The 25,165-nt window shown below is 36.5% G+C and carries 27 protein-coding genes; 10 read left to right on the top strand and 17 right to left on the bottom strand.

Annotation, left to right across the window (positions count from 1 at the left end; genetic code table 11):
• Window positions 1–73: 73 nt before the first annotated feature.
• The 4 genes from aroE to COD92_RS18510 form a co-directional block, all read right to left on the bottom strand.
• Window positions 74–970, bottom strand: coding sequence for a shikimate dehydrogenase (gene aroE / locus COD92_RS18525; protein ID WP_098527254.1), 897 nt, complete (start codon window positions 968–970; stop codon window positions 74–76).
• A gap of 8 nt (window positions 971–978) precedes the next feature.
• Window positions 979–1,743, bottom strand: coding sequence for a type I 3-dehydroquinate dehydratase (gene aroD / locus COD92_RS18520; protein WP_098527253.1), 765 nt, complete (start codon window positions 1,741–1,743; stop codon window positions 979–981).
• Between the two features lie 168 nt (window positions 1,744–1,911).
• Entirely contained in the window at window positions 1,912–3,222 is a 1,311-nt protein-coding gene (locus tag COD92_RS18515; RefSeq protein WP_098527252.1) for an MFS transporter, read from the bottom strand.
• 215 nt (window positions 3,223–3,437) lie between these two features.
• Window positions 3,438–4,010: a VOC family protein gene (locus COD92_RS18510; RefSeq protein ID WP_255286488.1), complete on the bottom strand. Its 573-nt coding sequence runs from the start codon at window positions 4,008–4,010 to the stop codon at window positions 3,438–3,440.
• A 198-nt stretch (window positions 4,011–4,208) separates the two neighbouring features.
• Here COD92_RS18510 and COD92_RS18505 point away from each other — a divergent pair, with 198 nt between their 5' ends.
• The gene (locus COD92_RS18505; RefSeq protein WP_098527251.1) at window positions 4,209–5,114 is read left to right on the top strand and encodes a LysR family transcriptional regulator; all 906 of its coding nucleotides are present in this window, start codon (window positions 4,209–4,211) and stop codon (window positions 5,112–5,114) included.
• Between the two features lie 78 nt (window positions 5,115–5,192).
• On the opposite strand, the gene COD92_RS18500 is transcribed toward COD92_RS18505, so the two are convergent.
• The 3 genes from COD92_RS18500 to COD92_RS18490 form a co-directional block, all read right to left on the bottom strand.
• A complete protein-coding gene (locus COD92_RS18500; protein ID WP_098527250.1) occupies window positions 5,193–5,381 on the bottom strand; it encodes a hypothetical protein in 189 nt (62 codons plus the stop codon).
• Window positions 5,382–5,505: 124 nt separating this feature from the next.
• Window positions 5,506–6,447, bottom strand: coding sequence for an aldo/keto reductase (locus COD92_RS18495; protein WP_098527249.1), 942 nt, complete (start codon window positions 6,445–6,447; stop codon window positions 5,506–5,508).
• A 15-nt stretch (window positions 6,448–6,462) separates the two neighbouring features.
• Window positions 6,463–7,461 carry a Gfo/Idh/MocA family protein gene (locus tag COD92_RS18490; protein WP_098527248.1) on the bottom strand — a complete coding sequence of 333 codons (999 nt, stop codon included), beginning with the start codon at window positions 7,459–7,461 and terminating at the stop codon, window positions 6,463–6,465.
• Window positions 7,462–7,585: 124 nt separating this feature from the next.
• Here COD92_RS18490 and COD92_RS18485 point away from each other — a divergent pair, with 124 nt between their 5' ends.
• Window positions 7,586–8,434, top strand: a complete 849-nt coding sequence (locus COD92_RS18485) for a helix-turn-helix domain-containing protein (RefSeq protein WP_098527247.1) — start codon at window positions 7,586–7,588, stop codon at window positions 8,432–8,434.
• Window positions 8,435–8,510: 76 nt separating this feature from the next.
• On the opposite strand, the gene COD92_RS18480 is transcribed toward COD92_RS18485, so the two are convergent.
• Window positions 8,511–8,687 carry a DUF3934 family protein gene (locus COD92_RS18480; RefSeq protein ID WP_098527246.1) on the bottom strand — a complete coding sequence of 59 codons (177 nt, stop codon included), beginning with the start codon at window positions 8,685–8,687 and terminating at the stop codon, window positions 8,511–8,513.
• Between the two features lie 316 nt (window positions 8,688–9,003).
• Between COD92_RS18480 and COD92_RS18475 the strand changes: the two genes are divergently transcribed.
• Window positions 9,004–9,192 (top strand): hypothetical protein, encoded by a 189-nt coding sequence (locus COD92_RS18475; protein ID WP_098527245.1) that lies wholly within the window; start codon window positions 9,004–9,006, stop codon window positions 9,190–9,192.
• 193 nt (window positions 9,193–9,385) lie between these two features.
• Window positions 9,386–10,531 (top strand): YsnF/AvaK domain-containing protein, encoded by a 1,146-nt coding sequence (locus COD92_RS18470; RefSeq protein WP_098527244.1) that lies wholly within the window; start codon window positions 9,386–9,388, stop codon window positions 10,529–10,531.
• Window positions 10,532–10,682: 151 nt separating this feature from the next.
• Here the strand turns inward: COD92_RS18470 and COD92_RS32095 are convergent, their stop codons facing one another.
• Together COD92_RS32095 and COD92_RS33395 are read right to left on the bottom strand one after the other, a co-directional pair.
• Window positions 10,683–10,859 (bottom strand): hypothetical protein, encoded by a 177-nt coding sequence (locus tag COD92_RS32095; protein WP_176541022.1) that lies wholly within the window; start codon window positions 10,857–10,859, stop codon window positions 10,683–10,685.
• A gap of 254 nt (window positions 10,860–11,113) precedes the next feature.
• Window positions 11,114–11,599, bottom strand: a complete 486-nt coding sequence (locus tag COD92_RS33395; RefSeq protein WP_368731437.1) for a CBO0543 family protein — start codon at window positions 11,597–11,599, stop codon at window positions 11,114–11,116.
• A gap of 462 nt (window positions 11,600–12,061) precedes the next feature.
• Here COD92_RS33395 and COD92_RS18460 point away from each other — a divergent pair, with 462 nt between their 5' ends.
• A complete protein-coding gene (locus COD92_RS18460; protein ID WP_098527242.1) occupies window positions 12,062–12,529 on the top strand; it encodes a DUF3291 domain-containing protein in 468 nt (155 codons plus the stop codon).
• Window positions 12,530–12,615: 86 nt separating this feature from the next.
• Here the strand turns inward: COD92_RS18460 and COD92_RS18455 are convergent, their stop codons facing one another.
• Complete coding sequence (locus tag COD92_RS18455) at window positions 12,616–13,173, bottom strand: GNAT family N-acetyltransferase (protein ID WP_098527241.1); 558 nt, start codon at window positions 13,171–13,173, stop codon at window positions 12,616–12,618.
• A gap of 265 nt (window positions 13,174–13,438) precedes the next feature.
• On the opposite strand from COD92_RS18455, the gene COD92_RS18450 reads away from it, so the two are divergent.
• Both COD92_RS18450 and acpP read left to right on the top strand, forming a co-directional pair.
• Window positions 13,439–13,630 carry an aspartyl-phosphate phosphatase Spo0E family protein gene (locus COD92_RS18450; RefSeq protein ID WP_098527240.1) on the top strand — a complete coding sequence of 64 codons (192 nt, stop codon included), beginning with the start codon at window positions 13,439–13,441 and terminating at the stop codon, window positions 13,628–13,630.
• A gap of 103 nt (window positions 13,631–13,733) precedes the next feature.
• Window positions 13,734–13,961: an acyl carrier protein gene (gene acpP / locus COD92_RS18445; RefSeq protein ID WP_098527239.1), complete on the top strand. Its 228-nt coding sequence runs from the start codon at window positions 13,734–13,736 to the stop codon at window positions 13,959–13,961.
• Between the two features lie 256 nt (window positions 13,962–14,217).
• Here acpP and COD92_RS18440 read toward each other — a convergent pair whose 3' ends face one another.
• Both COD92_RS18440 and COD92_RS18435 read right to left on the bottom strand, forming a co-directional pair.
• A complete protein-coding gene (locus tag COD92_RS18440; RefSeq protein ID WP_098527238.1) occupies window positions 14,218–14,607 on the bottom strand; it encodes a cupredoxin domain-containing protein in 390 nt (129 codons plus the stop codon).
• A gap of 190 nt (window positions 14,608–14,797) precedes the next feature.
• Window positions 14,798–15,802 carry a macro domain-containing protein gene (locus COD92_RS18435; protein ID WP_098527237.1) on the bottom strand — a complete coding sequence of 335 codons (1,005 nt, stop codon included), beginning with the start codon at window positions 15,800–15,802 and terminating at the stop codon, window positions 14,798–14,800.
• A gap of 338 nt (window positions 15,803–16,140) precedes the next feature.
• Between COD92_RS18435 and COD92_RS18430 the strand changes: the two genes are divergently transcribed.
• The gene (locus tag COD92_RS18430) at window positions 16,141–17,967 is read left to right on the top strand and encodes an APC family permease (protein ID WP_098527236.1); all 1,827 of its coding nucleotides are present in this window, start codon (window positions 16,141–16,143) and stop codon (window positions 17,965–17,967) included.
• A 163-nt stretch (window positions 17,968–18,130) separates the two neighbouring features.
• Here the strand turns inward: COD92_RS18430 and COD92_RS18425 are convergent, their stop codons facing one another.
• Window positions 18,131–18,619: a DinB family protein gene (locus tag COD92_RS18425; protein WP_098527235.1), complete on the bottom strand. Its 489-nt coding sequence runs from the start codon at window positions 18,617–18,619 to the stop codon at window positions 18,131–18,133.
• A gap of 263 nt (window positions 18,620–18,882) precedes the next feature.
• On the opposite strand from COD92_RS18425, the gene COD92_RS18420 reads away from it, so the two are divergent.
• Window positions 18,883–19,638: a hypothetical protein gene (locus COD92_RS18420; protein ID WP_098527234.1), complete on the top strand. Its 756-nt coding sequence runs from the start codon at window positions 18,883–18,885 to the stop codon at window positions 19,636–19,638.
• A 115-nt stretch (window positions 19,639–19,753) separates the two neighbouring features.
• On the opposite strand, the gene COD92_RS18415 is transcribed toward COD92_RS18420, so the two are convergent.
• The gene (locus COD92_RS18415; RefSeq protein WP_255286493.1) at window positions 19,754–20,965 is read right to left on the bottom strand and encodes an ATP-binding protein; all 1,212 of its coding nucleotides are present in this window, start codon (window positions 20,963–20,965) and stop codon (window positions 19,754–19,756) included.
• 517 nt (window positions 20,966–21,482) lie between these two features.
• Window positions 21,483–22,865 (bottom strand): NADP-specific glutamate dehydrogenase, encoded by a 1,383-nt coding sequence (gdhA, locus tag COD92_RS18410; RefSeq protein ID WP_098527232.1) that lies wholly within the window; start codon window positions 22,863–22,865, stop codon window positions 21,483–21,485.
• A 144-nt stretch (window positions 22,866–23,009) separates the two neighbouring features.
• Here gdhA and gltC point away from each other — a divergent pair, with 144 nt between their 5' ends.
• Window positions 23,010–23,921 (top strand): glutamate biosynthesis transcriptional regulator GltC, encoded by a 912-nt coding sequence (gene gltC / locus COD92_RS18405; RefSeq protein WP_098527231.1) that lies wholly within the window; start codon window positions 23,010–23,012, stop codon window positions 23,919–23,921.
• A 154-nt stretch (window positions 23,922–24,075) separates the two neighbouring features.
• On the opposite strand, the gene COD92_RS18400 is transcribed toward gltC, so the two are convergent.
• Complete coding sequence (locus tag COD92_RS18400; RefSeq protein WP_098527230.1) at window positions 24,076–24,729, bottom strand: vWA domain-containing protein; 654 nt, start codon at window positions 24,727–24,729, stop codon at window positions 24,076–24,078.
• Window positions 24,730–25,165 lie beyond the last annotated feature (436 nt).

Below are 25,165 nucleotides of genomic sequence, written 5' to 3'. Positions count from 1 at the left end.
GTTATTAAGCTATTACCCCCTATAGTTCAAAAAGCTAATACTGCTTCTGCATCTTCTATCATGGGGATTATCCTCATTCAAACATGATTTTTTTGATTTCTTCAATGGGCATTTCTGCACCAGTAAATAGTTTAAATGCAATAGCCCCTTGCCACAACATCATACCAAGACCATTAATGGCAGTTGCTCCAGCTTGTTCTGCCAGATGTAATAACTTGGTTTTTGAGGGATTATAAACAACATCTGTTACAACTAATCCTTCACGCAGTACACCTAAGGTATCATCCACGATACTTAATTGGTCTAAAGGTTTCATCCCTAAACTTGTACCGTTTGCAAGTACTGTACTTTTTGCTACTTCACGTTGGAAGGCCTCTTTATCTTCTAATTGAAAGATATTAGCTTTAACACCAAAGGCCTTCATATCATAGTTGATTCTATCCACATTTATTTCAGCTTGGTGGAAGAATTTATCATAACGGGCAAAAATGCTAATCTCGCTAATTCCAGACTGTGCTAATTCAATCGCGATTGGTGTGGCAGCACCGCCGGACCCGACTAATGTAACTTTTTGTCCGTTCAGATCTACCCCATGAACTTCTAGGTTTTTCACATAGCCTTTTCCATCTGAGTTATATCCAATTAACTTACCATCTTTATTTACCACCGTATTTACTGCACCGGTATATTTAGCACTATCATCTAATTCATCCAAATATTTAATGACTTCCATTTTATTTGGCATCGATACGTTGAACCCAGCCACATCGAGAGCTCTCATCCCTTCTACGGCTTTTTCGAGTGTTTCATTGCCTACTTCAAACGCAAGATAAGAGTAGTTTAAACCCTTTAATGTATAACCTAAATTATGCATTCTTGGAGATAAACTGTGTCCTATTGGAGTAGCAAGTAATCCTACTAACTTTGTTCTGCCATCAATTTTTTCTAAGTTTTTATCAAAGTATGTCATAGTTCATCTCACCTAATATTTTTATTGATAATTTCTAAAACATTTCTTAGTTCAGAAACTGGAATTTGTCCTGGTGCAGATGCTTCTTTCCCTGCACCAAATGTACATGCTGAGCCAAATACTTCACCTGCTAGTCTACTTATCAAGCCTATCTCCGCCATTGACATGGTAATAATGGGACGATTCGCATATTTTGTTATCATTGTGTTTGTAGCATCTAATAAGGTGATCACGTCTTGAACACTATTCGGCATCACAGCAATCTTAGGGATATGCGCTCCAAGTTCTTGCATTTTACGAAGTCGATGAATAATTTCCTCTTTTTTTGGAGTCTTATGGAAATCATGATTAGACATAACCACAAAAATACCATTCTCTTCAGCCAATGCCACAAGTTCTTTAACAGCAGAATCATTTGTAAACAATTCAATATCAATTAGATCAATGTTTTTTGTCCGAATTACTGTTTGTAGTAATTCTACATAATTTCGATCCGAAATCTCTTTATTTCCACCTTCTTTATGGCTTCTGAATGTAAATAAAAGAAGGGAATCCGTCGCAAGCCTTCTTAATTCTGATAGCATTTGTTTAACAGCTTCTAAATCTTCGACATGTTCATATACATCCACCCGCCATTCGATAATATCGGGGGCTAACGTTTTTATTTCGTTGAACTCTTGAAAAAGTTGTTCTTCTGTTTTACCCATTAATGGAATAATAATCTTTGGAGTCCCCTCTCCAATCACCTTATTTTTAATAGAGATTGTATTCATAGGAAATTAACTCCTTTATTTGTTTGATTAAATACGGCAACAAAGGCAGTATGAATTTTTTATTTTAAAACAGTTAAGAAGAGCCGACACTGGAGTTTTAAACTTCAGAATTGGCTCTTTTTATCGAAATAATAGAAAGGGTGAAACAATACAATCTTGCAAACTATTTTAAATAGTTTGTTTATTCGAAATTACCCGATTGTTTGATGTGCCGGAACCAGCACTTTCAATCGGTTCTAGATCTGTAAGAAGGAAGGCATAGCTTAAAATTCCAACAATTAGAATAGCTGCTGCTAATAAAAACGCATACATAAAGGAGCCTGTAGCTTGAACGATAAATCCAGTCGTGATGGGCGCTACAATTGCCATCGAATTGTTTCCAAAGGTAAGTAAGCCAGTCAAAGTGCCTACCGTTCCCTTAGGAGCGATAAAAGTTGGAATGGAATAGGCAACTGCCGATGTTACGACAAGACCGCCGAGTGCCATTGAAATCCAAAATACAGCAACGTTTGCACTATGGGTAAATGCTGCACCAATGATGGATAAACCGAAAAGCAAACCTATCACTAAAAATGTTTTGCTTACACGGGTACGATTATATCCCTTTTCAATGAGTCTATCTACTAGCCAGCCGCCGATCACAATTTCTGTAATAGTACCAACAATCCATGGAATCGCTGAATACCAGCCAGACTTTAAAATGGACATATGCATCTCAGTGGCAAGGTAACCCGGTAGCCAAGTTAAGAATAAAAACCATGAATATCCATATGCCGCAAACCCTATAAATACGGCCCACACTTTTCGTTTTGACAAAAGGTACCGTATATTTTGCATGGCACTGCCTGATGCGACTTCAGAACTTTGTGAACCGCCTTCAGTAATATATGTAAACTCTTCTTTCGTCAAGCGTTTATCTTCATGGGGTTCACGGTACCATACCCAATACACAACAGCATAGAGAAAACTGAGAACCGCCGTTGCTGTAAAACCGCCGCGCCATCCCCATTCGGTCACAATCAAGGCTATAATTGGTGCACCGATTGCATTGGATAATTTGGACTGAGCATCATAGGTAGCGATGGCCTTTGAACGTTCATTTCGTGGAACCCATTGGCTAACTGCTTTAGCAGCTGCTGGGAAAAATGGCGCCTCCCCAACACCCAATAAGACCCTGGATAATATAATCAACCCCCATCCATTAGCGACAGCAGTTAGAAGGCAAGCTACGGTCCATATCATTGTAGCTGCACGTGTTACCCATTTGACCCCAATCTTGTCCAATATAGGTCCTACGGGAAGTTGAAGAAGTGCGTATGACCAGGCAAATGCTGATAAAAATATCCCGACCTGACCTGGCGATAAATGAAATTCCTTTTGCATTAACGGCATTGCGATTGACATATTGATTCGGTCAAAGTAATTCACTACCACACCAACAGCAATTAAGAATACGATGGACCAACGATGTTTTTTCATCCTTTTCCTCCATTTACTAGGTTTTTATTATCCAAGATTATACGCTTTCATAGACAAAAAAATAAAAACGATCATATGATGCTTAATCTCTTTCGATACTTAACTCATATTAGGATAATAATTAACATTTTTCTTATTTTATATAAATATATAATTCAGATTAAGTCAAATTATAAGATAATTCTGTATAATAAATACTTTTGTAAATACCACCATCAACAATCAGGTGTCCAGCGGTCCACTTCGCTATTATCTGGGTAATGAATCCCACTTGAATACGAAATTAATTCGATTAAACTTCCCCATGGTGCTTGGCCATAGACCCAGTAATTCTTTTCTCCGCCTTCGATTTCTGAAGGCAGAGGGTGTGGATCTGAACAAAGCGTACCGCCGGCCTCAACAAATTTTTTAGCCGATAACTCAATATTATCCGTATAAAACGCAAGATGGGTTAAGCCGAAATTAACAATGGTATCTACAACAGATTGTTTATTTGATTTAATATGAAATAATTCAAGACAAGGAGTGTTTCCTATTCTTAAGAGTCTAATATGATCAATACTTGTACCTTCTGGTAGATTTACGTTCCTTTTAGCAGACCTTCCACGTTGTGGAGGCATATTCGGAGTATGTACATCGTAACAAACTTTTGCGTTAAAGACCTTTTTAAAAAATTCCGTTGCCTCTTCGATATCTGGTACGGTTAGTCCAATATGATCGATTCCTCGTATTTCATGAGTATTCGCTTCTAGTTTTTTTTCCATTTTAGTTTCATCTACCTTTTGCATTTACTTATTACCACCCTTAACCTTAAATTTTAATCTTCTGCCTTATTGAAAGCGTTTTAGTAAGTTCATTATAGTAATAATATTCAGAAAAATAAATCCAATAAATTTTACATTATCGATAGAAATATTCTATAGGTTCTCTTATAATTTGGTTAAAGTAGTAAATTGTGGTTTAGAAGGGAGAGTATGTGAAGGATAATGAACTTAAAACATCTTGAATATTTCCGTGTATTGGCGAAATTTGAGCATTATACATTGGCAGCAGAACAGCTGTCTATTGCCCAACCAAGCTTAACTTACGCCATTTCGGAATTAGAGAAGGAATTAGGTGTATATCTTTTTGAAAAGAGCGGAAGAAACATTCGATTAACGAAATATGGATCTATTTTTTTACAATATGTTAATAAATCTTTAAATTCGCTAGATGAGGGGCAGAGAATAATTAATGATTTAGTAAGCCCAAATAAAGGTACGATTGATTTGTCATTTATTTATACACTGGGCTCGAGATTTGTACCGACTATGGTCAAGAATTTCCTGAGTATTGAAAAGCACAAAGATATTTCATTTTCTTTTAGTCAGGGAACTACGCAGAACATTATCGAAGGTCTTAAATCCGATAAATATGATTTGGCATTTTGCTCATATATTGAAGATGAACCTAATATCGATTTTATACCATTGGTTAAGCAGAATCTGGTCCTTGTCGTCCCTTCCGGCCATCCGCTAGCAAGTTACACAAGCATTGACTTAAAGGATACGGAGCCTTTCCCGTTTGTATATTTTGATAAAGGGAGTGGTCTTAGACGATTGAGTGATCGTTTATTTAAAGAAGTTGATATTACTCCTAACATTGCATTTGAAGTGGAGGAAGACAGTGCTGCGATTGGCTTAGTTTCGATGAATTACGGAATTGCCTTGTTACCTGATATTTGGATGTTGAAACATTTCGATGTGAGGGTTTTACCAATAAGAAATCCACCTTATGAACGTTTTATTTATCTTGCGACCGTAAAAAACAAATATTTAAGCCCGGTCGTACATTTGTTTCGAGATTTTGCAAAGCATTATAACAAAAATTATTCTAGTCAAATCGAAATTTAGTATTAAAGCCTGTATTGATCTAATTTTATTTTTAGTGTGGTGTCAAAGATATTGATACCACACTATAGCGAGAATTCGTTAAAAGATTTCTTTTAATAAAGTAAAATTCTTAAGAAGTTCACTTTCATTGATCGATATCCTATTCGTTAAATCTTTCGTTCTCAATACATACTCTTTAACGCCTATAAATTCTGATTCACTAATCAAGTAAAACTGTGTTCCTCTTTTATATTCATTAAACTGCCTTTTAAGTCTATATACCTTCATTTAATACCTCAAAATAAGTTAATTGATTCGGACAATACAATCACAATAATAGCAATTGGCAAAAAAAATCGCCATCTGTTAAATCCTCAGATGGCGATTTTTTTTAAATTTAATTCATACCTGTTTATCTCACACTTATATCAACGTGTTCCAACCATCTTAACTCTTCTTTTGTTAAGACAATTTTGGAGCCCTCATAACATGAGATTAACTCTTCTTCATTTTGAGCACCGATAAGGGCACATGTCGGAAAAGGTTGATTGAGCACATAGGCAAGAGCGATTTGAATGGTGCTGACACCTTTTTCTTTCGCCAATTGTTCAGCGCGGCGTAAACGTTCCCAATTATCGTCACTGTAGAAAACACGAACAAGATCTTCGTTGCTTTGATCTTCAGGCGTGAAACGGCCAGTAAAGAAACCTCTTGCTTGGGAAGACCACGATAAAATGGGGAGCTGATATTTTTCATGCCACTCACTATCTGCGGCATCAACTGATACACAGCCTGCCCAAAATGGTTCTTTCGCTTTGGCTAAGCTTAAATTTGGACTACTAAAAGTAAATCCCACTAACCCATTTGCTGCCGCATATTCATTCGCCTCCTGCAACCGCCCGACCGTCCAATTCGACCCGCCAATTGCCTTAATTCTTCCCGCGGCAATATGTTCATTTAATGCATCCATAATGACACTAACTGGAACATTTGGGTCATCACGATGCAACGCATATAAATCGATATAATCAGTTCCAAGTCTTTCTAAGCTCTCAAACAGATCCTTTGATATGGCTTCTGGATTTACACGAGGGCCGTTCTGGTCGTGGTGAGCCCCTTTCGTCAAAATGACGACATCTTCACGATTATTCCGGTCTTTCATCCATTGACCAATTGCCAGTTCGCTCTCACCGCCACAGTAAATACGGGCAGTGTCAATCGTATTCCCGCCAATAGCAATAAAACGGTCCAGCACGTTGCAAACTTTTTCATAAACACTTGGCCTAAAATAATCAGAGCCTTGAATAAGAGTGGTTACTGGTTTTGATAATCCTGGAATTGTAATCGAATTCATGATTTTGACCTCCAATTAGTTAATCTCAACACGACGACGTTCTCTTGCCGATGTTAGACAAGCATCTAAAACTTTCATATTCAGGACGGCATCGGATGCTGGAAATGGAAGCGGTTCTCCGTTTCGAATGCTTCTTCCAATTGCATCTGCTTGCAAGGCATATTGGTTCAAGCGAGGAACTTCCACTTCTCGGCGCCCATCCTTTGTACAAACAAAAAAGTTATCTCCTTCATCCTGATTAACTACAAAAGCACTAGGAACTTCAATTCGTCCTTCTGTTCCCAAGACTTCGAGCGTATTTCTGAAAGCTGCCCACATTCCGCAATCAAAAGTTAAAGCTACACCTCTATTAAACTCCAAAATGCCAGAGGCCATCATATCTACATGATCGTGCTCTTCAGATAATAATGCATGAACAGCTGCAGCTTTTGGCTCTTCGTTTAACAACATGCGTGCAGCACTAATCGGATAAACGCCAACATCATATAACGAGCCGCCGCCCCACTCTTGTTTATATCGAATATTGTTCATATCCTTTGAATTGTTAAAGGTAAAGGTGCCATGGATTCCGCGAAGCTCCCCTATCTCACCCGATTTAATAATGTCACGAATGGTGGTATATCGCGGATGATACCGGTACATAAATGCTTCAGCAAATACAACGCCAGCTTTTTCGCAAGCCTCAAGCATTTCCTGTGCTTCTTCTGCATTGATCGCTAATGGCTTTTCGCATAAAACATGTTTGCCCGCTTCTGCAGCACGGATAACCCATTCTTTATGCAGGTGATTAGGCAATGGAATGTAAACGGCTTCAATAGTAGGATCAGCAAGTAATTCTTCATAACTTCCATAAGCTTTCGGTATAATCAATTGTTCAGCTGTTTGCATGGCCTTGTCCAATCCGCGGCTTGCGATTGCAGCGACTTCGCCCGTATCAGATTGCTGGATTCCAGGTATAACCGAGCGCTTCGCAATTCCGGCGCATCCGATAATACCCCAACGAATTTTATTCATTCAATTCCTCTCCTTTATGTAAAAATAATACTATATTGTCATTATATGAAACTCATAATAAAATAAAAATAGAATCTTTTTGCCCTACATATGAAACAATATTGCGATGAAAAGAGTGATGGAGATGCAAAGACAATATTTATTACCTACACTCAATGATCATGAATATATGGTCCTTCCCGAATCGATCGGATTGTATTGGGATGAGCCGCAACATCAGGTCGACCGAAAAGTGGGAACGCTTAATAATTTTAGTATCCACTTTGTTGTCTCTGGTTCTGGCTTTGTAGAAATGGATGGTAAACAATATTCCTTAAAGCGCGGGGATGCTTTTTTGTATTTTCCTATGCAGGAACAACGTTATTACAGCAGCCATAATGACCCTTGGAATATTCGATGGATTCATTTTTATGGTAGTGTCCTCCAACCATTTTTATCGGATAAAGGTTTTCATCGGCATTCACTTTGGAATGTTCAACATCTCCAACCATTAGAAGAAGCACATGAACAGCTGCTTCTTGAAGCAGAGAAAAATAGTTTTTTGCATTTGTCTCGATTGTCCACCCTTACCTATACTTTTTTAATAGAGTTTATTACACATGTGGTGCCTCGGACTTCTGACAGAAAGCAAGAATTAGACGATCGTATTCAATCTTTGTTACCGTTGATGCAAAGCAAAGCTTGTGAACCATTCGAATTGGATTACTGGGCAGAACAAGCATGTGTAAGCACCTATTATTTTTGCCGTCTCTTTAAACGGGCTACACAAATGACGCCAATGGCGTTTATTACATTATGCCGGCTTCAAATGAGCAAGCAATGGCTGTTGGACAATAAGGAAATGACAATTAAAGAAATTGCTCTAAAGGCAGGCTATCCGAGTATAAGTTATTTTAATAAACGTTTTTTACAACATGAAGGAATGACACCTACCGATTACCGCCAGCTGTATCCTTTTAAAACACAGAGATAGTATGACTCCATTTAACCTGTTTTGTTAGCAAATTTAAAAATGCGTTTCTACCTAAAGTAGAAACGCACACGTTATTTCATTCGGATGTATCACCTTTACTATTGTTGGTGGTCTTTGACTCCTCTGATTTTTTTACACCTTTGCTTACATAAGGTTTGGCACTCTTAGCTCTGTTGGCACTAGCTTGCCAACGATTCCATCCCTTCTTTCCTGTTCCTCTACCTGTACCGCTTTTACCCTTAGCTTTATTCATATAATCACTCCATTATTATTGTATACCTGAGCTCCTAAGGTTTGTTTTGTCCATTTTACTTCCCTACTTACCAAGTACGATGCATTATACCATATCATAAATATTAAATAGAGAGCAATCACATCTTTAAAAAACGTTTACATAGAATTCATCAGAACTTAAACAATGGCTTTTATAATGTAATTATTAAGACAGAGCTCTAGTTCTAAATGAAGGAATATCCGCTGATAACGTCTTTATCATCACTCTCTTTTTCTTTATTTTTTTCACAATTTTTTATTGGATTCTCATAATCAAAATAAAAGGAGAAATTTTTTTGCTGTGGTTAGATAGTATTTTATTTATGTGGGTAAACAGAATGTTACTTATTGGTACCGTTTTTTCGTTTGTTTTAGCGGTCGTTATCTTTAAAAAGTCATCTGACCGTGATTGGCCGTTTATTTCTTTTCTTATAGGTATTGGCTTTATCAGCACTTTTTTAATTGTTAATTACACAACAAGATGAATATAACTAACAAATATTTCGATTGCGTGGAAATAGAGGAAAACTCGTCAACTCCCAAGTGATTGGCGTTTTTTTTTTTTTGTTCACCATATTTTCTAGCAAATGTTTCAAGTGAAGAGTACTCGGGTAGACATTCTATACACTTCGATGTAATTTTTTTACTGCACTAGTACATTATAGGAGGCATGGTATTATGAGTATGGAAAAAAGAATCGTTGGAACATTCAATTCAGAGCAAGAAGTCTTGTATGCGATCGAAGGTTTGAAACGTCAGGGGCATCGTGAAACAGATATGATGGTTGTGGCAAAATATCGAAGTGACATTCCATCAATCACTTCCCAAACTGGTGTCATGGTAGAAGCAGATACACAAGTGAGTACCTTAGCTGGTGTCATGATGGAAAGCTTTTTTTCCTTGATGACGGTAGGAATGGGCGGAAGCCCGGCAAACGCCCTATCCAGCAGGCTTATTGGAAGGGGACTACCAGTATTTACGGCAAAACAGTGTGAAAAGGAAATAAATAATGGGAAAATGATTTTGCTGGTTGATACGAATGAAACTTACGATAGCCCTATTTATGAATCTCAATTTGAGACCGAAAAAACAACAGCTGTCCGACTTCGTGAAGAACAGCTTGATATTACAAAAGAGCGTGTCCAAGTCGGAGAATTACAGCTCCATAAAGAAGTAGTGGAAGAACAGCGAACTGTTTATGTTCCACTTATTCGAGAAGAAGTATATATTGAGCGCCGTCCTGTCATTGATGGAAAGTATGATAGCAGCGCATTTGCAGAAGATGAAATCATTCGTATTCCGATTACGGAAGAACGAATAGAAGTAACGAAAAGGCCTGTAGTCGTTGAAGAAGTAATTGTAGGCAAGCGAAAAATTCAAGAAACAAAGCAGGTACAAGATATCATCAGAAAAGAAGAAGCACGAATTGAGCATTCCGTCCCTTCCGTCACGGAAGTTGTTACACTACCCAAGACCGAAGTAGCGCACGAAGAAGTTATAATGGAAAACCCTGATATTTTGATAGTGGAAGGAAATCCCGATATTGAAAACATTATGAAAGAAGACAAAAAGGAAGAATCCCGAGAAAAACGCACAGGCTCCCTCGTTGTTAAAGGAGAGAAAAATAAACCAGAATTACCTTCAAGTAATAAGTTCGAAGCGAACGGAACGCTAACAGATTCTACTGTTAGTAAGGAACATGAAAGTGAAAGTGATTTACCGATTACAGTAGCTAATGTGAAAGAAGAAATCGACAGTAACGAAAATTCTTCGAAAGAGGAAAATAAAAATAATAAAAATCAAATAAAAAACAAGAAAAAATGATCATTGTCAGTGAATAAGATTGGATAGTCATACTATAAAAAAGCTGATTTCAAGGGCTAAATTGTCCCCTTTTGAAGTCAGCTTTTTTCTGGTGAATTAAAAAAAACTGTAAGATTACCTACATGCAAATCTAAATGATAAGTGAATTTCCTTATTGACCAGAATTTCCATTGTCACTTTGAGAACCGTCATCGGTTTGAGAACCATCATTGGTTTGCTGGGTGTTTGGGTCTTCCGTTTTTGAACTAGCATTTGAGCACGCTGTAGCAGCTCCAAGTAATAACAATGCTGACATCAAAGCAAATAACCAGTTTTTGAAAGTTTTCATTTTTATTCCTCCTTGAATGCTTGCATTTTGTAGTACAGTCTTATAATACAAGCATTCAAAGAAAAAAGAATGCGATTTTCCATCTCTTAACATAAATTAACCATTTCATAAATCACTTGAAATATTTATTATTCAAAATTTACAGACTATAAATGTAAGTTAACTCTTATTACATGAATACATTCAGAATTTTACTTAATCGAATCTCCCTATCCATACTTAATGGGGTTTCTTCGGGAAGTCATTTGCTTATATTAGGGTAAAGGAACATGAAAATAAATCACAAAAAAAGCTGTCGATATAAATGAAACTATCCAAGCAGGTATCGGCTTAAAGTAATGAAATCTCAACATAATAACCCAAATGAAATTAAAGACTATTGACCATCCAAAATTCCAACCGTTATGATATGTGATTTTTCCCAAAATATACATTATAGCCTCAATACCAACAAGAACGGAGCCTGATATAATTAAATAGACTATTTGATTCTTGAAATTTTTAGGCAAATACGACAAAAACAGTATGACAATACATGGAAGAATAACGAAAGTTTGAATTAAAACTGAAAAGGTTTGGTTTAATAAAAAATCGGGTTCCAACCTCCATAGATGATATTTTCCATTTACAAAGAAGCAATATAATAAATTATTTGTGCTCAAATATAAAATAGTGGGGTAATATTTTCTCCAATGTTTTATATCTCCGAATTTCCAGCAACTAATTAAAACGGTGAGCATCAGAACAACACGCAATAATAACACCCAATTTCAAGAGTTTGGTATTATTATTTGCCAAAAGATGAGAATATTTCGCTGAATTTGAATGGAAAAGAATAAAAATTGAAGCTTAAGTTTGGTTTTTGCCATTTCGTTAAAATAATGGAAAACGAAAAGCGGACTGCCTAAACAGTCCGTTTTTTTGAAACTAACACCCCTTTAGCTCTATAACTACAGGAAGTAAACTTTAATTATTTATTATTTATTTTAAGCTTGTTGGCTTAATTTATCACGTTAGAATTAATTAGCCAAATTAGTACTTAATTCTTTAATATCCCCTTCTCTAGATAAAAAAGCTGAGAGCAGATTCTAGTGGGAATTATAATAAATTAATTTTTAATTTATTAGCAATTTTGTTCATCAGGAATTAGTCCAGTGTTTTTTGAATATATGTAGGTAAAAAGTGTAAATGGAGGGATAATTATGGCTTTTGTTGCGATCTATACTGTTGGTAGGCTAAAACATCCATATGAACATCCTGCCTCTCGGGAGTTTTTTGAAGTGGGTTACGATGTAATTCGACAGGCCGTTAAATCAGGGAATCTAATAAAGGAGTTTTCACCTAATGGAGTGCCATTCCCTGAAGAAGCGATTCCAGGGGATGGTGATCCCATTCTTACATTAACGGTATGGAAGAACCTTCAATCTTTATATCGTTTTACCTATTCAGGTCAACATAAACAAGCATTACGAGACAGGAACAAGTGGATTGGACCTCATCAAGAAAAACAACCTACATATGTATTATGGTGGGCGGAGAAGGTGAAGGAAGTATCCTGGGAGGAGGCTTTCAAGAGATACAACTATTATATTCAGAACGGACCAACTCCTTTTGCGTTTGACTATAAGCACGCATTTGATGAGGTTGGGGAGACATTCGTGGTTAAATAGCAGGGAGCAGTTCTCTTGCCCCCTTATTGGAAGCGGAAAATATGCCCCATTACTTCTATTTAACAAATCTGTTGAATGAGGTTGGGTTAGTTTTCTCTCCATTCCGACTGCAGTAATGAATATTGATACTCGTCAACCCACTGTCCTTTTGACATATAATTTTCCAACAAATGTCCTTCTCTCCTCATGCCTACACGTTCAAGTAGACGGATCGACTTTTCGTTTCTAACATCTGTAAAGGCTATCACCTTGTGTTTTCCGAGATCATTAAAAGCATAACTCAATAATGCTCTCACCGCTTCACTGGCGTAGCTTTTTCCCTGATGCTCTTCGGCTAAAGTAAAACCTATTTCGACAATACGAGGCTCATTCAAGAGTGTGTGAAGAGCACAATCTCCAATTAAATGATTCGTCTCAACTAAGGCAATCGCAAACTGAAACCAAGTACCAGGTTGATCTGGCATACTCTTCGATTGCTTTCTAACAAAAACTTCCGCATCGTGATATTGATAATTCTCCCAAGACTGAAATTTAGCCACTTCAGGACTCGAACGGTACAAATAAAAGGATTCAACATCTTTTTGTGAAAATTGTCTCAAAATCAAGCGATTTGACCGCGCATAAATATGTTCTGATATCTCCACTTAGTTACACTCTCCATGTACAGATTTTCCGAAAAATATGAGTAGTTCCTTATAAACTAAATAGCTAGTTAGTAAGAGTAATTCTATAAATCAATACAAATTCCTTCTAAACCTAATTCTACCTTTCTCTTTTACCTTTTCAACATTAGTTGTCATATCTAATTTATCGATTAATATCTATAGAAATAATCCTATAGAAGGCTTTTATAGTAATTGTTAAAATAGAGATTATGATTTTACTAACTTTTCCAAATGAGGTATCTGTATGGATATAGAACCGATTGTTTTAGGTCCGTTTGAGCTTCGAGTATACATAGAAAACTTGAGGGAAGAACTAATTGAAATTGGTCAGAAAATGGGTTTTAGTCACCAATTAACTATTCAAGCTAGTGTGAAATTGGATTATTTTCTTAACGAATATACAAAGGTTCATGATAATTGTATTAACTTTCAATAAATCAATATCAAAACCCACCCAGATATTGGCAACAATTTTATGTTTTACGTTCCGTTTTAGGGTGTTATAATGGTGGTTATGAAATAATAAGGAGGATGCCGCAATGACCACTTTTGAGAAGTTAAGACCTATTATTGCTGACCAACTGGGTGTCAAAATGGAACTGATCAAACCAGAATCATCATTCAAAGATGACTTAGAAGCTGATTCGCTTGATATGGTTGACCTGACAATGGAAATTGAAGATGAATTCGCCATTGAAATTAGCGACAAAACCGCAGCGACGCTTCAAACAGTCGGGGATGTCGTAAACTATATTGAAAAGCGTTAACAAATAAGGATTAAGTTCTTCTTGATAGATGAAAAACTTTTTTTAAATCAATACATATGTATTAATTATTAGTCAAAAAAAGAGACTTTCTAGAAAGTCTCTTTTTTTGACGTAAAATACAATTAAATATAAAAACTTATTATAGTTCTTAAAGGAATATCCGTTTGTGGAGAAAAGATAGTTGTTATAATATCGGGGTTTAATAATCTGTTACGGTTGCCTATTAAAAATGCAAGGCCCGATTGGGCCCTGCTTGTTATTTAACTATTACTTTTCCAACCATTCCTTCCTGGAAATGGTACCGACATATCAGATCATATGTACCGGGCTTATTCGGTTTCACGGTAATGGTTTTTTCTTTTCCGAGTTGGACTTCCGCGTCAATACTAAGCTTTTCCACTGTGAAGGTGTGCTCTTTCCTACCTTCGTTTTTCAATATCAACGTTGTCGGTCTTCCATTGGGAATAGTGATGACTTTCGGATTAAAGTAATCATCGTTCAACTTGACCTCTATCGCATTCACCGTCTCCATAGGCTGTGTTACGATACCAGATTCAGCAAATACTGGAAGTGAGCCTGGAGTTGTCACACCCAAAATCATCGCAAGCAAAACGAACAATCCTGTTAACCATTTTTTTACAGACATTTTCAATCCCTCCTTTCCTAAGAACTATTTTTTTCCAATTCATAAAATATTATCACAATAAATTGGGTTCCAACCTCCTTTCTTTCTCTTAATAAACTAAATTTACAGAGAGTTTAGATTAAAAAGTTCAAAAAACTTGATACATAATAAAATGACGTGTGAATTCACACGTCATTTTTGATTAGCAAATTTAAGCTCCGAGTAATGGTTGATCAAACGCGAATAAGGCTTCATTTATTTCATGAATATTGTAGTTAGCTTGTTGAATAAAGAACTCAATAATGATATCAAATTTATTGCTATGTGATAAGGTGTAACCTGCAGTTGATAATAGATCTATTGTTTCTTTTAAATTCAACCTTAAGGCAATGGCAAAGGCGATTGCTGTTTTCTTTGCAGGAGTATATTCCACTCCATTTCGAATTTTTGAGAATAAGCGACGGTCTATATTTGCCCTTTTATAGGTCTCTACATCTGTCATTTCTTTTTCATCAATGAAACGAAGCAGCCGCTCGGAAAAAGATTCATCGAGTTGGTCCAATAGGTTTACTAAAGATACGTTCTTTACTTCAAATATATCCTCTGTCCTAAATTCCTCATCATGCAATGGTTCCATTGCATATCGGTCTTCTCTGCTATAACGTTGAATAGTGAGTTCTACCTCTTCGACATAATGCTCATCAATATATTCATGGATGGATGTAAATAATTTCTTACTTATACCAAATGATTTTTTATCAAAAACAACGAGATAAACGAGCATGTCGTTATACAATAAAAACGGACTAATGGTGGAGACTGCAATTTGTAAGGCTTCTTCTTTCGGATAACCATATATGCCAGTCGATATTAATGGAAAAGCAATCGACTCACAATGATGTTTTTTTGCTAGTTCCAAAGAGTTAAGATAAGAAGCCTTTAATAGTTCGGCTTCGTTATTACTCCCACCTTGCCAAATAGGACCAGGTGTATGGATGATAAATTTAGCATCTAAGTTATAACCTTCAGTTATAACCGCTTCTCCCACTTTGCACCCGCCGATTTGATCACAGGCGTCTTGCAACTCCCTGGCACCCGCCGCCTGGAATATTGCCCCACACACACCGCCACCCATCTTCAAGGCAGTATTCGCAGCATTCACAATCACATCTACGTTCATCTTTGTAAGATCATGACGAACAATTTCTAATGGCAACCTTTTTCCCCTCCTCCTAAAACCTCTTACCGAATCTAATAAGTTAATTATACCTCTAACCATTGACCAGAAAAATAGAGTAGTCCTATGAAAAGTCTACTCCTCAATTGAAACACTCTTTTACAAGATATATATCTACAATGGACGAACAGAGATGAAATTATAATCTTCTTGATAAACTCCCCTACATATAGTTCTATTTTGTGTTTTTTAAACTTACTTATTTATATATCATCAATGATTTTCAAAAGAGGATAACGGGTAGTATAAACGCATAACACATTTATTAATGAATGGAAACAAAGTACAATGCTTTTAATCATATGGAGGTAACCTTTATGCGTTATTCTATCTTTAAACGGGCCTTAATTGGGAAACCGCTTAAAACGAGTGAATTAGGTGAACAAAGATTAGGTAAGTTAAAAGCACTTGCCATTCTGTCATCAGATGCCCTTTCTTCCGTGGCATATGGTCCAGAACAAATTATCATTGTGTTATCCACTTTAGGTATGATTGCCTTTTGGTATTCGGTCCCCATTGGTTTTGGTGTTCTGATCCTTTTAGCTGCACTAATTTTGTCATATCGTCAAATTATTTATGCTTATCCTCATGGCGGTGGTGCCTATGTTGTATCGAAAAGTAACTTGGGGAAAAACGCTGGATTAGTAGCAGGCGGCTCATTATTAGTTGATTATATTTTAACAGTAGCCGTAAGTGTTTCAGCGGGAACCGATGCGATTACATCTGCATTCCCTCAATTACATCCTTTTAATGTCGGTATTGCCTCTTTATTAGTTATTTTGATCACCATTTTAAATCTCAGAGGTATTACGGAATCAGCTTCAGTCCTCGCTTATCCCGTCTATTTATTTGTATTGGCTTTAGTCCTTCTTATTGGAGTGGGAATATGGCAAATTGTAAGCGGACAGATTGCGTCTAATTTACATGCACCAATTGGAGCAGCCGTTCCTGGTATCAGTTTATTTTTATTATTGCGTGCATTTTCATCGGGCTGCTCAGCTCTTACAGGAGTAGAAGCTGTTTCGAATGCCGTCCCGAATTTTAAAGAACCTGAAGCTAAAAACGCAGTCCATACATTGATGATTATGGGCTTTATTTTAGCAATTCTCTTCACTGGAACGATGTTTTTAGCTTATTGGCTGGGAATCTCCCCTAAAGCGGAAGAAACGGTTGTTTCCCAAATGGCTGCAGAGATATTTGGAAGAAATTTATTGTATTACTTTGTTCAGGGAACTACTGCCCTTATTCTAGTACTTGCTGCAAACACTGGATTTTCTGCTTTTCCTCTGTTAGCAGTTAACTTCGCCACAGACAAGTATATACCGAGAATGTTTCTAAACCGAGGGGATAGACTTGGCTATTCAAATGGAATCATTACTCTTAGTGTGGCATCCATATTGTTGATTATCATCTTTAGAGGGCAAACGGAACAACTTATTCCATTGTACGCAGTGGGTGTATTCATCCCTTTTACACTGTCTCAAACAGGTATGATTGTGAAATGGATAAAGGATAGACCTTCTGGTTGGCTATTTAAAATGATGATTAATCTAATTGGTGCCTTGATCACCCTAACCGTTGTCGTCATTTTCTTTACCACAAAATTTTCTCAAGTCTGGTATGTGCTCATATTTTTACCGATTATCGTATTTGTTTGCCACCGGATTAAAAAACATTACGATGCCGTTGGTGAACAGCTAATGATTAAAGCGGGTGATGAGGCTCTTCCGTTAGAGGGTACTATCGTCATTGTCCCGGTAGCTGGCATTACAAAGGTAGTTGAAAATTCATTAAATTATGCTAAGTTAATCGGTGACTCTGTAATTGCTGTTTATGTGGCTTTTGACCGAGAGAGCGAAAAACAAATGGAGGAAAATTGGAAGGAATGGCAACCGGATATCCGCCTTGTGACGTTATATACATCTTACAGAAGTTTACTAAGACCGATTGCGCGCTTTATTGAAATTGTAGAAGACAAAGCAAATGAAGAAAAATACACACTAACCGTACTGATTCCTCAATTCATTACGAAGAAAAGATGGCATGATATTTTGCATAATCAATCAAGTTTATTATTACGACTTTACCTCATTTATCAGAAAAATGTTATTGTCTCAACCGTACCATTTAGATTCAAAAAATAATTCTGATTAGGACAACCGAGAAAGGTTTCATCTTAATTTAACCTGTCCGTTTGTTAAATCTTTAAATACTACCTTCCTTTGTAGGTAGTATTTTCTATGTACAGTGACTTACACAAAGAAAAAGGCGATGACTTTTAATCATCGCCGTTTATACTTACATAAATTAATCTTCTGTTCCTAAAACATCTGTATTTGGGGGTTCATAACCCATCTGACGAAGCATGGCTACTATTTGTCCCTTATGATGAAACTCGTGTGTAATGGTATGCATTAACAACTTATTCGGAGTAATAGATACCAGTTCAGGTGCTTCTCTCCAAGGAATTTCTCTCTCAATCAGAACGTTTAATTCATTTCCATGTAATTCAAGTAACTCATTGACTATTAAATCCACCTGTTCAAATCGTGCAATTATTTCTTCTAAACTGATATTATGTAGTTCTTCTCTGGGTGTAAGTGGTTTTTTTGTCTTCAATAAAACAAATGAGCTAAGCCATGCAACATAGCAATCTGCTATATGAACCAATGTGTCTCTTACACTTTGCCAAGCGAAACCATTTTTATGAGTAAAATGATTAGGATCTAATTTCCCACAAAAATCCAACAGAGTCCCTCTAGTCTGTCGAACCCATTTATATTCGTGTTGTATCATCAAAACACCCACCTTCAAGGAAATATAACTACTTATTAAAAATATATAAAGTAAAACTATTTCTTTACTAATTATTCCATTTCTATTAATAAAAGACCATTTCTTTTTGTCAAAGGATTCGAACCCCATTTGTGACGACTGCATTATAGGAAATAAATGAGCCTTTCCCCACACAGGAAATGTTATATTAAAAGTTGCTTAAAAATCACTATTTATACTGAAATAAGATATAATGGTAAAAAAATATTTGAGGTGAATACGAATTGTTTGTTAATTCAGAGTCAGACCAACAAGTAGAAAAAGATTATGATGAAGAATATAAAGAAAGAGATTCCTCTACTAGTCTAGAAGCAGAAAGGGAACAAGAAGAAAGCGGATTTAAACAATGGTTTTTGAGCAGAAAAAAGAAAAAAGCCGATGAAGAGAGCGAGGCGGAAATATACACGCCAACCAGATTCCGTTCGTCAAAAAAGAAAAAGAAAGTGGAAATGTTCTGGGTAAATCTAGTCTTTAAGATTTTCATAGTTGGAGCTGTTTGTTTCAACTTCAAATTCATTTTGAACTTTATGAAAGATCCTATTAGTAATTTTACGCATACATTATTTGTAGTTGGAATATGTGTAGGAATTAATTTTATTGCAGTTTGGATTCTGTTTTATAAAAGTTCATTTATAAGATTTTATCTTTCCATATTTGCCATTTTAGGCTCATTTGGGTATTACTTCTATGTAAATTATCCTAATCATTCCTTTTTCGGAAATAACATCATAACTTCAGTACTTGTTATGGTATCAGCTTTGATGGTCATTAATCCTAAAGTAAATTATTATCTGAAAAGCATCGTATTACTGTTGATCCCTGTTTTAGGAATATATTTTAGTGGTAATCAATTCGCACTTGTATGGACTCTACTGTTTAATGCGGGATTGATACTTTTCTTTAGAGTGTCTAAATCAAAGAGATCTAAATCAAAGAAAAAGGAAGCACGCTCAAACAGAAACGAAAAGCAGCCAGCTTAACTATTTTCTATTTGTATTAGCAATAAAGAAATTCTGGTAATAGGAAGTAATACCGAATTTGCTCATAAAAGAAAAAGAGCCTTAAGTGGCTCTTTCAATTTTATTGGGTTAATCTTTAGGTTATCTGGGGTAAGAGAATAATAAACTCTGTCCCCATATCCTTTTCACTGTTCACTTGTATTTTACCTTTGAAAGAACGGACAATTTGAAAACTTACCATCATTCCTAGTCCTGTTCCACTTTCCTTTAAAGAATAAAACGGAGATCCAAGCCTTTCAATTTGCTTTTTTGTCATACCAATTCCTTGGTCTTTAATGGTAATCTTTATATAACCATCATCTGTTGAAGTACAGGTCACCCAAACAATTCCACCATTCGGCATTGACTCTATCGCATTTTTCAATATATTAATCAAAAACTGATTCAATTTTTGAGGGTTCGCATAAATCCAACAGTTCTCAAGAAAATCCGTTTTAATTTCAACACTATGGTTCAGGGAGTAACCTTTAATAATATTAACTACACGATGCAATTGATAACCTACATTGATTCTTTCGTTACTATCTATGGTGGGTTTTCCAAAAGATAAAAAATCACTAATAATTTCATTGGCACGATCTAATTCTTCAATGGATATTTGGATATATTCTTTCTTTTCCTTAGACAAATCAGGTTCGTTCAAAAGCTGTAAAAAGCCACGAGTTACTTGCATCGGATTTCTAATTTCATGAGCAAAAACACTTGTTAACTCACTTATCACCCGTAATTTCTCCGATTTTTGCATCTCTAATCGCAGTTTATGGATCTCCCCGATTGTTTCATTTAACATAGTCAAGAACCAAGTTACTACCACTACAAAGAAAAGATGAATGATCTGCACTTTCAGATGATCGATGGAAAAACCTCTTAGAAAGCCAGAAAAAGTAAGGCCAATAGCACAGTAATAAAAGGCAAGACTAACGGCAATTTTAACCCTTTTATCTTTTTTCGAACTTGCAAACGTGCTTTGAAAAAGCAATATGACAGGCAGTGAGAACACTAAGACAAGAACAGTATTATAGAATCCTAAACTTATTCCAAAGTATAGTCTATAAAGGATGATAAGGGCTGATAGGATGATTCCAGGCCAAAATCCGCCGTACAGTGTCCCGAATAAGAGAGGAATAATTCTTAGTTCCAAACGAGCATTTTGGCCAAAATTCACCGGAAAGGACATGCAAAGTATAATAGATATTCCCCACAAAACGGACATTATTAGGGTTCTATTTTTACTACGCTTTACCCTCTCCGTAATAAAGGTAAAATAAATAAATATCGGTATTACCATTAACGTTAGTTGCAGCAAAAAATCCTTTAATAAACTCATCTTCGTAACCTTTCATATTCTGATCTTTATCTGAAAGCTGCAATATAAGGACAATCATAATAGTCTGTATGTTTATGATTGTTCCATATAAATACAATGCTTTAAGAAAGGACCTTATATTACTAATAATTCCATATTATACTTTAAAATGATGATCATTTGTCGACTTTTGTATTTTTTCTTTTTTTCTTCAAGAATTGGTAGTTTTTCAAGAATAACTAACCTGCATTGTGACTTGAATAAGACAAAAGCCCAAGCGCCTTGAACAGCCCCGACAAGCATAAGACGCTCAGGGAAAGAAGGCGTTCTTTGCCTTNNTGGACGTCGACAGTCCTTTTGTTAGCAGTTATCCACAAGCGAAAATTTATAATTGCCTAAATGACAAAAAGAGCCACTAAAAGTGGCCCCGAACTTTAACGCTTACTCTGGTTGGTGTAGACTGTAACATAAATTCCAGAAAATCTGATGGATACAATAATTAAATAACTCCCTGTGCGATCATAGCGTCTGCTACTTTTACGAATCCAGCAATGTTAGCACCGACAACAAGATTCCCAGGAACATCATAATCTTCTGATGCTTTCATACTCTTACTATAGATATCTTTCATAATATCTCGTAATTTCCTATCGACTTCTTCTTGTGTCCAAGCCAGCCGTGCACTATTTTGCGCCATTTCTAAAGCGGAGACAGCAACACCGCCTGCATTTGCTGCTTTGGCAGGAGCAAATAGAATGTGATGATCCATGAAAGTATCTATAGCTTCTTGAGTAGATGGCATATTTGCCCCTTCGCCCACTGCCTTTACCCCATTCGAAACTAACATTTCTGCCGCTTCCTTATTAATCTCATTTTGGGTTGCACATGGTAATGCAATATCACATGGGATCGCCCAGATGCCAGAACAGCCTTCTTGATAGATTGCATCCGGATGTTCTTTGACATATTCAAAAATTCTTTTATTCTCTACTTCTTTTAATCGTTTCACTGTATCTAGGTTAATTCCATTTGGATCATATACATAGCCGCTTGAATCGCTGCATGCTACCACTTTTGCACCAAACTGGATGGCCTTTTCCATCGCATAAATCGAAACATTACCCGAACCAGATACCACAACAGTGCTTCCATTCATGCTTAATCCCTGTGCTTTCAGCATTTCATCTACAAAGTATACTAATCCATATCCTGTCGCTTCTTTCCGGATTAAGCTTCCTCCATACCCAATCCCTTTTCCCGTTAGAACACCTGCTTCATAAGCTGCTTTTAATTTTTTATATTGCCCGAACATATAACCGATTTCTCTAGCACCTACTCCTATATCACCGGCGGGAACATCGATGTCTGGCCCGATATGTCTACTAAGTTCTGTCATAAAGCTCTGACAAAAACGCATAATTTCCATATCAGATTTACCCTTTGGATCAAAATCAGATCCGCCTTTTCCACCGCCAATTGGCTGACCTGTTAAGGAGTTTTTAAAAATTTGCTCAAACCCGAGAAATTTGATAATACTTGTGTTAACAGAAGGGTGAAATCGTAGTCCCCCCTTATAGGGTCCGATAGCACTATTAAACTGGACACGATATCCACGATTCACTTTTATATTCCCGTTATCATCCACCCATGGAACTCTGAAGGAAATCAATCGCTCTGGCTCGATGATTCTTTCTAGAACGGCTTGTTTTATATATAGTGGATTTTTCACAAGGACAGGTACTAGAGAATCAAGGACTTCTTTAACCGCCTGCTGGAATTCCCACTCATTTGGGTTACGCATTTGAACCTGTTCAAATAAACGATTTACGTGATTTTTCACGATTTGCATTTGATTCATTTCTACTTCTTCCAGCACTTTCATAACATTCAGCCCCTAATTATTTTAAAGTTGAGAAAATTTCTTTTCTTAAATGTGTTTTCATTTTATAATTTTATAATTGATAGTTTCAATATTCATTTTAGATGAAATCAATGCATTAAACGCATTAATTGGAGTGATAAAAAGATGGAGACGAGGCAAATTCAATATTTCCTAGAAGTCGCAAAGAGAGAACATGTAACAGAAGCAGCAGATGCCTTGCATGTTGCCCAATCTTCCGTGAGCAGACAAATTTTTAATTTAGAAGAAGAATTAGGGGTAGCGCTTTTTATTCGTGAGGGAAGAAGAGTCAAATTAACCCCTCTTGGCAGAATTTTTTATGAACGGATGAAACAAGTGTGGAATATGATGGAGGACGCCAAGAGAGAAGTAGAAGAATATTTAGATCCTGAAAAAGGGACTGTTCGTATTGCATTTCCTATTAGCATGGCGGCTCATACAATGCCCTCCATCATCTATGCATTTCGTCTTCGGTACCCAGAAGCTAAATTTCAGATGAACAATGGTCTTTATCATGATTTAATAGATGGTGTGGTAAATGGGGAATTTAATTTGGCCCTGGTTGCCCCCATGGTCAACCAGGATAAAGAGAAAAAAATTAAAGGATCGACCCTTTTCATAGAAACTATTGTGGCACTCATCCCTTTTCATCATCCATTAGCTGATCGGAAATCGATTAGATTACGGGACTTAAAGGATGACCCATTCTGTGTCCTGCCTGAAGGGTTTAAATTTCGCGAACAAGTTGTTCAAGCTTGTAAGGATGCAGGTTTTTCACCACAAGTCGCATTTGAAGGAAAAGATATTGATGCATTAAAAGGGTTAGTCTCTTCAGGATTAGGGGTTGCATTGATGCCAGAGACAACCTTGATCGATAATACACCGCGGTCTACCGTCGTGATTCCCCTAAATGATGCGAATCTCACACGAACTGTCGGTGTCATCTACCCGACACAACGCAAATTACTCCCAACCGAAGAATTGTTTTATAATTTCTTACTTGAAACGTATGAAAGATTAAATGAATTTAGAAATTAAATCATGACACTCAGGGACATACGTCTTTGTTTAATGATTAAATAACATTAAGGTCAGGAGTATCCACTCTTGACCTTGTATTTTTAACAAATGCTAGATTGATCAACCACCAACAGTTTTTCGAAAAAAAAGAAGCAGTATCAAGTTTAAAAATTTATTTATTCCTCAAACGCTGAGTGTAATCTCTCTCGATTCCTTTTTTCCAGTTTCGGTCAATCTTTTTGCCGCTTCGCAGACTGCTAACAGCTTCATTTACCGCTTCATAATTTAATTCCGTTCCGATTTCGTCGGCATGGTAATCAACAGCATGGTCTTCATCGATTCCAAAACGTGCAGCGGTTGAGATCGCATTGATATTGGCTCCAAGGAACAGAAATTGCCATTCATATTTCTTTTTTTGGTGTTGAACCATTTTTTTTATTTTGTCCGCAGTAAATTCCTTGCTGGCATTTTCCATCCCATCGGTTGTAATTACGAACAATACTTTTTCTGCCCGTTCTTCCTCACTCGTTCTTTTTTGTACATTTACGATTTTTTGAATGGTGAATCCAATCGCATCTAATAACGCAGTGGTACCTCCTACTTCATAATCTTTTTCAGTAAGAGGAGAAATGCCCTTTACATTAATTCGGTCATGTAACAATTCGTATCGATGATCGAACAATACCGTCGTTACAAGGGCTTCTCCTTCCGCTTTTTGCTGTTTCTTGAGCATAGCATTAAAACCTCCTATGGTATCTGCCTCAAGCCCTGCCATAGAGCCGCTTTTATCCAAAATAAATACTAATTCAGTTAGATTTCTTTTCATGAGATCATCCTCCGTCCTTTGATAAACAAAAGATAACACTCATCCGATAGGAAATGGTCGCTTTGAAAGCGACATTTCAGCGAAGCAGGGGGACGGTTCTTCTGCTTCGTCACCATTTCACGCATCTACCAGTAAATCATTCTACCTTATCCTATTAATTGTTTGAAAACGTTCACAAATAATGGTGGTAATCGCTTTCAAATTCGTATATAATTATATTAAAATTACAACTTGAGAGGTGAAACAGCATGAAAGAATATATTTTTCTACTAGAAGAACCCGTCGGTACTAGAGAAATTAAGATTTTAGCATAAGGAATGATGGATGCCTTCAAAAAGGCAAAAGAATTCCGAAAAAATATTGTCCTAGATACTAAATTAAAGGTCAATATGATCTTAAAAGGTGTTAGATATACGGATTAACCTTAGATAAAAAT

This window comes from Bacillus sp. AFS037270, from assembly GCF_002585305.1.
This window is presented reverse-complemented; position numbering and strand designations above follow the sequence as displayed.

Coding starts and splice junctions, on each gene's coding strand:
- aroE (WP_098527254.1), bottom strand. CDS start 970: ATGACATACTTTGATAAAAACTTAGAAAAAATTGATGGCAGAACAAAG.
- aroD (WP_098527253.1), bottom strand. CDS start 1,743: ATGAATACAATCTCTATTAAAAATAAGGTGATTGGAGAGGGGACTCCA.
- COD92_RS18515 (WP_098527252.1), bottom strand. CDS start 3,222: ATGAAAAAACATCGTTGGTCCATCGTATTCTTAATTGCTGTTGGTGTG.
- COD92_RS18510 (WP_255286488.1), bottom strand. CDS start 4,010: ATGCAAAAGGTAGATGAAACTAAAATGGAAAAAAAACTAGAAGCGAAT.
- COD92_RS18505 (WP_098527251.1), top strand. CDS start 4,209: ATGAACTTAAAACATCTTGAATATTTCCGTGTATTGGCGAAATTTGAG.
- COD92_RS18500 (WP_098527250.1), bottom strand. CDS start 5,381: ATGAAGGTATATAGACTTAAAAGGCAGTTTAATGAATATAAAAGAGGA.
- COD92_RS18495 (WP_098527249.1), bottom strand. CDS start 6,447: ATGAATTCGATTACAATTCCAGGATTATCAAAACCAGTAACCACTCTT.
- COD92_RS18490 (WP_098527248.1), bottom strand. CDS start 7,461: ATGAATAAAATTCGTTGGGGTATTATCGGATGCGCCGGAATTGCGAAG.
- COD92_RS18485 (WP_098527247.1), top strand. CDS start 7,586: ATGCAAAGACAATATTTATTACCTACACTCAATGATCATGAATATATG.
- COD92_RS18480 (WP_098527246.1), bottom strand. CDS start 8,687: ATGAATAAAGCTAAGGGTAAAAGCGGTACAGGTAGAGGAACAGGAAAG.
- COD92_RS18470 (WP_098527244.1), top strand. CDS start 9,386: ATGAGTATGGAAAAAAGAATCGTTGGAACATTCAATTCAGAGCAAGAA.
- COD92_RS32095 (WP_176541022.1), bottom strand. CDS start 10,859: ATGAAAACTTTCAAAAACTGGTTATTTGCTTTGATGTCAGCATTGTTA.
- COD92_RS33395 (WP_368731437.1), bottom strand. CDS start 11,599: ATGCTCACCGTTTTAATTAGTTGCTGGAAATTCGGAGATATAAAACAT.
- COD92_RS18460 (WP_098527242.1), top strand. CDS start 12,062: ATGGCTTTTGTTGCGATCTATACTGTTGGTAGGCTAAAACATCCATAT.
- COD92_RS18450 (WP_098527240.1), top strand. CDS start 13,439: ATGGATATAGAACCGATTGTTTTAGGTCCGTTTGAGCTTCGAGTATAC.
- acpP (WP_098527239.1), top strand. CDS start 13,734: ATGACCACTTTTGAGAAGTTAAGACCTATTATTGCTGACCAACTGGGT.
- COD92_RS18440 (WP_098527238.1), bottom strand. CDS start 14,607: ATGTCTGTAAAAAAATGGTTAACAGGATTGTTCGTTTTGCTTGCGATG.
- COD92_RS18430 (WP_098527236.1), top strand. CDS start 16,141: ATGCGTTATTCTATCTTTAAACGGGCCTTAATTGGGAAACCGCTTAAA.
- COD92_RS18425 (WP_098527235.1), bottom strand. CDS start 18,619: ATGATACAACACGAATATAAATGGGTTCGACAGACTAGAGGGACTCTG.
- COD92_RS18415 (WP_255286493.1), bottom strand. CDS start 20,965: ATGGTAATACCGATATTTATTTATTTTACCTTTATTACGGAGAGGGTA.
- gdhA (WP_098527232.1), bottom strand. CDS start 22,865: ATGAAAGTGCTGGAAGAAGTAGAAATGAATCAAATGCAAATCGTGAAA.
- gltC (WP_098527231.1), top strand. CDS start 23,010: ATGGAGACGAGGCAAATTCAATATTTCCTAGAAGTCGCAAAGAGAGAA.
- COD92_RS18400 (WP_098527230.1), bottom strand. CDS start 24,729: ATGAAAAGAAATCTAACTGAATTAGTATTTATTTTGGATAAAAGCGGC.